The organism is Shewanella sp. SG44-6, assembly GCF_014164185.1.
GTDB lineage: Bacteria > Pseudomonadota > Gammaproteobacteria > Enterobacterales > Shewanellaceae > Shewanella > Shewanella vesiculosa.
The window spans coordinates 51366-59358 of sequence record NZ_JACJER010000012.1 but is presented as its reverse complement, the minus strand read 5'-3'; the positions used below and the strand labels follow the sequence as shown (position 1 = coordinate 59358).

Annotated in this window: 5 protein-coding genes; all 5 read left to right on the top strand. The window is 42.7% G+C overall.

The window, feature by feature from the left end:
- A partial coding sequence (locus tag H5185_RS04020; RefSeq protein WP_182741406.1) for an ExeM/NucH family extracellular endonuclease occupies window positions 1-2269 on the top strand: 2269 nt, incomplete at its 5' end.
- A 394-nt stretch (window positions 2270-2663) separates the two neighbouring features.
- Window positions 2664-3647, top strand: a complete 984-nt coding sequence (pheS, locus tag H5185_RS04015; RefSeq protein ID WP_182698526.1) for a phenylalanine--tRNA ligase subunit alpha — start codon at window positions 2664-2666, stop codon at window positions 3645-3647.
- Between the two features lie 15 nt (window positions 3648-3662).
- Window positions 3663-6050 (top strand): phenylalanine--tRNA ligase subunit beta, encoded by a 2388-nt coding sequence (pheT, locus tag H5185_RS04010; protein WP_182741405.1) that lies wholly within the window; start codon window positions 3663-3665, stop codon window positions 6048-6050.
- A gap of 3 nt (window positions 6051-6053) precedes the next feature.
- Window positions 6054-6353 carry an integration host factor subunit alpha gene (gene ihfA / locus H5185_RS04005; protein WP_011637176.1) on the top strand — a complete coding sequence of 100 codons (300 nt, stop codon included), beginning with the start codon at window positions 6054-6056 and terminating at the stop codon, window positions 6351-6353.
- 569 nt (window positions 6354-6922) lie between these two features.
- A complete protein-coding gene (lpxM, locus tag H5185_RS04000) occupies window positions 6923-7858 on the top strand; it encodes a lauroyl-Kdo(2)-lipid IV(A) myristoyltransferase (RefSeq protein ID WP_124018128.1) in 936 nt (311 codons plus the stop codon).
- The last annotated feature ends 135 nt before the right edge of the window (window positions 7859-7993 follow it).

Below are 7993 nucleotides of genomic sequence, written 5' to 3'. Positions count from 1 at the left end.
AGTTGATCCAGTTGATCCAGTTGACCCTGTTGAGTTTGTCTGTGGTCAATCAGCTGTCGCTATTCATGAAATACAAGGTAATGCTCAAGCCAGCGCATTGATAGGGAATACAGTGGTTGTTGAAGCTATTGTCACCAGCGATCAGCAAGCGGGTTTAAAAGGCGTGTTCTTGCAAATGGCTGACCTTGAAGCTGATGCTGATATAGACACTTCGGAAGGTATATTTGTCTATACCGGCACTCAGGCGTTACAAGTTAATGCGGGCGATAGGATTCGACTAGCCGCAAATGTAGCAGAATATAACGGTGTGACTCAGTTATCGGGCGTTAGCCAATTTGCGCTTTGTGCTACTCAGCAAATGTTGCCAAGTGTCTCATCGGTTACCTTGCCAATAAATGACAGTCAGCAGCTTGAGCGTGTTGAAGGTATGCGTGTGTATTTTGACCAGGATTTAGTGGTCAATGAGGTATACAGCTTAGGCCGCTATGGGGAAGTGTTATTAGGCAGTAGCCGCCACTTTATTGGAACTCAGGTCGCGACTCCAGGTGCTGATGCTGTTGCCGTTACAGCCGCGAATTCCCGTGACAGCATTATTTTAGATGATGGTTCAACTCGCCAAAATCCTGAAGTGATCCCGTATCCTGCGCCCGGGCTATCGGCTAATAATACCTTACGAGTGGGTGATAGTGTGACTAGGCTTGAAGGGGTAATGCATTATGGCTTTAATCAATTCCGCATTATGCCGACCAGTTTAGTAAATGTTATCCAAAGTAATCCACGTCAAATGGCACCAGAAGTGGTTGCCGATGCCGATTTAAGAGTCGCCAGTTTTAACGTGCTCAATTACTTCAATGGCGATGGTAACGGTAACGGTTTTCCAACTGATCGCGGTGCTGATTCAGCCGTTGAATTTGAGCGTCAACGCGCAAAAATTATCAATGCCATGCAAACTATCAATGCCGATGTCTTTGGTTTAATGGAGATTGAGAATGATGGCTATGACACTAGCTCGGCCATCAGTGATCTTGTTAGCGGTTTAAATGCGGCACTAGGCACAACAACTTATGCGTATGTAGTGCCTAGCGTGGCAAAAATCGGCACCGATGCAATTACTGTGGGAATGATTTATCGCACTGATAAACTGACGCTATCTGGTGAGGCTGGGATTTTATCATCAGCAAATTCACCCGCTGATGATAATGGCGTGCAATTGTTTGATGACAGTAAAAATCGTCCAATGCTCACTCAGCAATTTACTGTCAATGGCACAGACGAGAATATTGTGGTTGCCGTGAATCATCTAAAATCTAAAGGCAGCAGCTGTGATAGTCTTGGTGATCCTGACTTACAAGATGGTCAAGGTAATTGTAACCAAACTCGAACTCGAGCAAGTGATGCTATTGGCCAATGGTTAGCGGCGCAATACCCTGATAGCAAAGTACTGGTAATAGGCGATTTAAATGCCTACGCAAAAGAAGATCCGTTAACCATGCTAGCAAGTCATGGTTATAATGAATTAACCAGCTATGTCGGTGCCCAAAAGCCTTACTCTTATGTGTTTTCTGGTGAGTCAGGTCAGCTAGATCATGCTTTAGCCAATGATGAATTAGTCAGTAACTTAGTCGGCATTACTCAATGGCACATTAACGCCGATGAGCCTATCGTACTGGATTATAACGAAGAGTATAAATCGGCAACACAACTGCAAGAATTGTATCAAGCGGATGCATTTCGTTCATCCGATCATGATCCTGTGATTATCTCGTTTAAATTTGCTCCAGCAAATGCGTTACCTGTGGCCAGCTTTGAGCAACAATTAAATGGCAGTGTATTGCACGTTCAGTCAACTTCAACTGATAGTGACGGCCAAATTGTTCAGCATCAATGGGACTTTGGTGATGGCACTGTGGCATCTGGCGTGACGGCTTCGCATCAGTATTTGCAATCAGGCGATTACCAAGTGCAATTAACCGTTACCGATGACAAAGGTGATGTTGCGACGAGTGTTAGCAGCATAAGTATTGTCGAGCCTGTCAACATGGCCCCCATTGCGCAAATTCAGCGAGTAAATTTATGGTTTATGCAGTTATTTATTTCAACTAGCTATGACCAAGACGGTGTCATTAAGCGCCAGCAATGGGCCTTTAATAATGGCCGCAAAGCGCGCGGACCTGTGGCCTTTAGTTTCAGCCGTCGTGAACATACCGTTGAGTTAACTGTGGTTGATAATGACGGTGAAACAGGCTCAGCAACGATGCGCTTTAGATAATAAGATTTGACTGATTATCGATGAGTATCTATTTGAGTTAGTCTCAGTAAAAAGGCGCATAACGCGCCTTTTTTATTACGTAATTATGCCAAATGATTTGTGGCTGGCATGTAAAAATTCCCCTGCAGTTAATAAGAATGATAGGCAATAGGCAATCACTAGCAACATAGACGTCGAAATTGTAGTTAAATACAACTATTTGGCATTAAAAAGTCCAATAATGACTAGTAAAATGGTAGTCGCTAACGTAAAATTTCAGTCTTTATTTTTAACCTTAGTTTTAGCTCTTTGTGGCTTTTGACAAGAGTTAAACTACCGCGTCGTCACTATTGATTGTTAATAGTCGACCAGACGCCCAATCGCATTGATATGCACAAATGCAGTGGATGATAACATGCAGCAGTTAACCGAGATCGTAGAACAAGCCTTAGAGGTCATTGATAAGGCCAGTGATCTAAAGACATTGGATGATATCCGTGTCGATTACCTTGGTAAAAAAGGTAAAATCACTGACATGATGAAAATGATGGGGTCATTAAGCGCAGAAGAAAAACCTGCCTTTGGTGCCGCAGTCAATCAAGCAAAGCAAGCCGTTCAACAACAGTTGACTGAGCGTATCGACGGATTGAAAGCATCAGAATTAGAAGCTAAATTAATTGCTGAAAATATCGATGTCACTTTACCTGGTCGTACGTTAGATATTGGTGGCTTACATCCGGTTACGCGTACAATCGAACGTATCGAAACATTCTTTGGTGAACTTGGGTTTGTTGTCAAGCAAGGTCCCGAAATCGAAGATGATTTCCATAATTTCGATGCGTTAAATATTTCTGAGCATCATCCTGCTCGTGCCGATCATGACACGTTTTACTTTAATCCAAAAGTGATGTTGCGCACCCAAACTTCTGGCGTGCAAATTCGCACAATGGAACATGAAAAGCCACCGCTACGGATCATCTCTCCAGGCCGAGTTTATCGTAACGATTACGACCAAACACACACGCCAATGTTCCACCAAGTTGAAGGCTTAATGGTTGCAGAAAATGTTAACTTTGCTGAGCTTAAAGGTATCTTGCATGACTTTTTGCGTAACTTCTTTGAGCAAGATTTAGAAGTGCGTTTCCGCCCATCTTATTTCCCTTTCACAGAACCTTCTGCCGAAGTGGATGTGATGGGTAAAAACGGTAAGTGGTTAGAAGTATTAGGCTGTGGCATGGTACATCCAAACGTACTGCGCAGTGTGGGTATTGACCCTGAAAAATATTCTGGTTTTGCTTTTGGTATGGGCGTTGAGCGTTTAACCATGTTGCGCTACGGCGTAAATGATTTACGTGCCTTCTTCGAGAACGATTTACGTTTTCTTAAGCAATTCAAATAACGGAGCAAAAATTAGATGAAATTCAGTGAATCTTGGCTTCGTGAGTGGGTTAACCCATCAGTAAGTCGTGACGCATTATCACACCAAATTACCATGGCCGGCCTTGAAGTTGACGGTGTTGATGCTGTGGCTGGCGATTTTAGCGGCGTGATTATTGGTGAAGTGGTTGAATGTGGCCAGCATCCTGATGCCGATAAACTACGCGTTACCAAAATTAATGTTGGCGGCGATGAACTTATCGACATCGTTTGTGGCGCACCAAACTGCCGTTTAGGCTTAAAAGTTGCGGTAGCCATGGTCGGCGCAATATTGCCTGGCGATTTTAAAATCAAAAAAGCCAAATTACGTGGTCAACCATCAATGGGCATGTTGTGCTCGTATGGCGAGTTAGGTATGGACATCGAAAGTGATGGCATTATCGAATTACCACTAGATGCGCCTTTAGGCGTAAATGTGCGTGAATACTTGCAATTAGATGACGCCATTATTGATGTTGATTTAACAGCTAACCGTGCTGATTGTTTAGGCATGGCAGGGCTTGCGCGCGAAGTGGGCGTATTAAATCGCCAAGCAGTGACCGAGCCTTCTTGGCAAGCCGTTACAGCGACTATTGACGCACCGTTTAGCATTAATGTTGTGGCGCCAGATTTGTGCCCTCGTTACTTAGGCCGTGTGGTTAAGAACATTAATGTTAAAGCTGCTACGCCATTATGGATGCAAGAAAAGCTACGTCGCAGCGGTATTCGTTCAATTGATCCAATTGTTGATATCACCAACTTTGTGTTGATCGAATTTGGTCAGCCAATGCATGCGTTTGATTTAGCTACCTTAAACGGCGGCATTACTGTGCGTTTGGCAGATGGTGTTGAAAAGTTAACTTTGCTAGATGGTAACGAAATTACTGTCCCCAACGACACCTTAGTGATTGCCGACGATAAACAAGCTGTTGCATTGGCAGGCGTGTTTGGTGGTGAGAGTACCGGTGTGAGTGAAAACACCCAAAACATCCTTTTGGAATGTGCTTTCTTCTCACCACTAGCCATTATGGGTAAATCACGTCGTTTAGGCTTACACACAGACGCGTCACACCGTTTCGAACGTGGTGTTGACCCTGAGCTACAACATAAGGTGATGGATCGTGCTACTCGCCTAGTATTAGATATCTGTGGTGGTGAAGCAGGGCAAGTGATTGAAGCTTTGTCTGCGGAGCATTTACCAACAGCGGCTAATATCACTTTGCGTCGTAGCAAGTTAGATAAAACCTTAGGTCACTTTATTCCTGACTCTGACGTGGTTGAAATACTAGAACGTTTAGGTTTTAGCGTGCAAACCAACGCTGATGTATGGAATGTGACCACTGCGACTTATCGTTTTGATATGGCGATTGAAGAAGATTTGATCGAAGAAGTGGCGCGTATTTACGGCTACAACAACATTCCTAACGTTGCCCCTATGGCTGCGTTAAGCATGTCTGATCACCAAGAAGCTGATATCTCGCTTAAGCGTGTGCGCAGTATGTTTGTTGCACGAGGTTTCCAAGAAGCGGTGACCTACAGCTTTGTTGATCCAAAAATGCAGAATATTGTGCACCCAGGCGAAGAAGCCATGGTGTTGCCAAACCCGATTTCAGTTGAAATGTCAGCCATGCGTTTGTCGATGTTTACTGGATTATTGACTGCTGTAGGTTACAACCAAAGCCGTCAGCAAAATAGAGTACGTTTATTTGAGACCGGTTTACGCTTTGTTCCTGATGCACAAGCAGATTCTGGTGTTCGTCAACAAGCTATGCTGGGCGCGGTTATTTCTGGTGTTCAAAATGACGAACATTGGTCAATGGAATCGAAAACTGTCGACTTCTTTGATTTAAAAGGTGATTTAGAAGCAATAATCGGCTTGACAGTTGCCTCTACAGAATTTAGTTTTAAAGGGGCAACACATCCTGCGCTGCATCCAGGTCAATGTGCTGAAATATTGAGAAATAATCGAGTCATTGGTTACATCGGTGCTATCCATCCTAGTTTGGAAAAGCCGTTTGGCCTCAATGGTAAAACAATTGTTTTTGAGTTAGAACTGGATGCATTATTGCACGCCCGTTTGCCGCTAGCCCAAGCTGTATCTAAGTTTCCTGCCAATCGTCGCGACATCGCGGTAGTAGTAGATGAAACTGTTTCTGCAACTGATGTTATGAATTTGATAAGAAAAGTTGGCGAAAATCAGTTGGTTGGCTTAAACTTGTTCGATGTATACCAAGGTAAAGGTGTTGAGCCTGGCAAAAAGAGCCTAGCCATCGCACTTACGTTACAAGACACTACTCGCACACTTGAAGATAAAGATATTACTGAGGCTATGGAATCAGTGGTATTGGCTCTAAAGACCGAGTTCAACGCATCGTTGAGGGATTAAAGTATGGCACTTACCAAAGCCGAAATGGCAGAACATCTTTTTGAAACATTAGGCATTAACAAACGTGTGGCTAAAGAGATGGTCGAGTCTTTTTTTGAAGAAATTCGTGAAGCACTCGAAAGTGGTGAGCAGGTCAAGTTATCTGGCTTTGGCAACTTTGACCTTAGGGACAAGAATCAAAGACCGGGAAGGAACCCGAAAACTGGTGAAGATATTCCGATTTCCGCACGTCGTGTTGTTACCTTCCGTCCTGGACAGAAGCTAAAATCACGAGTTGAAGCGGCAAACTCGGGTAAAAAATAATTCACTAGTTAATACGCCAATCCGATCGGATCTGTATTACGAAGAGCCACTCTTAATTGAGTGGCTCTTTTGTTTTTGAGTTTGACGAATACCGTTTATCGTCTGTATTGATTATGGATATTATACCCATTCCAATATTTATCTGGTCATTCAGTGGGAGTGTTGTGCCTTTTAGGCAAGTAATAGGATTGTAGGCATAGTTGTTCTTCGTCAAAATCATATTAAGTCGTGCTGATGGTACAAAACCCGCCCTTGGGACTCACTTAAGCTTTCCATTTTTTGTGGCATTGTTTTATGAGGGACAAGCATTAATTCAACAATGCGCCTCAAACTGAAAAAATCCAGTGACTCTGATTGAGCACGTAATTAATGGAATTGGTATTTCAAATTGTTATATCGGATAATCTTATTGACGCTGTCTTATGCGTCAGAGCGATGCTATAGGTGATACTGTCGTTTTGTTATTGTTGATTATAATGTTGGTTTGCACTCCTTAATCACGAGTATAATGACATTGTTAGCATATTATTTTTTGCCGTGGCTCACGGTCAGTTTATTTGGAGATTCTTTTGGCACGACAAGCAAAATATTTTGACACTCGTTTTAAGCAATCATTACTGCATCCTCGTTACTGGGGAACATGGTTAGCCATCGCCGTGTTGTTTCTGTTTGGTGTTCTTCCCGCAACTGTAAGAGATCCTATTGCGAAATTATTGGCCCGCGTGGTGATGAAAGTAGCTAGCAAACCAATACGAATCGCAAAGGTTAATATTACGCATTGTTTCCCTGATAAGTCGCCTGACGAAGTCGATGAGTTAATTAAACAAAATGTTGAGACTTTTGTGATTACCTTATTGTCACAAGCTGAGTTGCTTATTCGGTCTAAAGCCTACTTAAAACGCCGTATTCAACTTAATGGCTTTGAAAATGTGCAAGCTGCTCGAGATGCTAAGCAACCGATCATTTTTATTATGCCGCATGTCTGGCCGATGGAATACGCGGGCCTGAGAATCAACTTAGAAATTCCGTTAGTGACTATGGTTAAAGCACATCGAAATGGATTATTTAATTGGTTTAGTAATCGAATGCGTAGCAGTCAAGGTGGACGTGTGTATATGCGTGAAGCAGGGATCAGAGCCTTGTTAGCCGAATTAAAAAACGATAATAGTTTTTTCTATTTGCCTGATGAAGATCTCGGACCTGATAAAAGTATATTTGCGCCTTTTATGGGCACAGTGAAAGCCACATTACCGGTCGTAGGGCGCTTAGCTCAAGCAGGTAATGCCCAAGTCATGCCAGTTAAGATTGGTTACGATCAACAAGCTAAGCAATTTATTATGACTGTGATGCCAGCGATAAATCCCCAAGAGATGGTTGGTAAAGAGAACGAAGCTATTGCATTAAATAAAGTGGTTGAGCAAGTGATTAATGCTTATCCAGAACAATACATGTGGTTTTTAAAACTACTTAAAACTCGCCCTCCGGGTGAAAAAGAGTTTTATTAATCATATACGATTTGAATGCATTATTATCGGTTATGATCTTCTACTCATTCGTTGTAGTGTGTATCAGTTGTTTAACGACAATCATGACTTTGATAATATTACTAAAAAAGACGCCTCGGCGTCTTTTTAATAAAA

Coding starts and splice junctions, on each gene's coding strand:
- ihfA (WP_011637176.1), top strand. CDS start 6,054: ATGGCACTTACCAAAGCCGAAATGGCAGAACATCTTTTTGAAACATTA.
- pheS (WP_182698526.1), top strand. CDS start 2,664: ATGCAGCAGTTAACCGAGATCGTAGAACAAGCCTTAGAGGTCATTGAT.
- pheT (WP_182741405.1), top strand. CDS start 3,663: ATGAAATTCAGTGAATCTTGGCTTCGTGAGTGGGTTAACCCATCAGTA.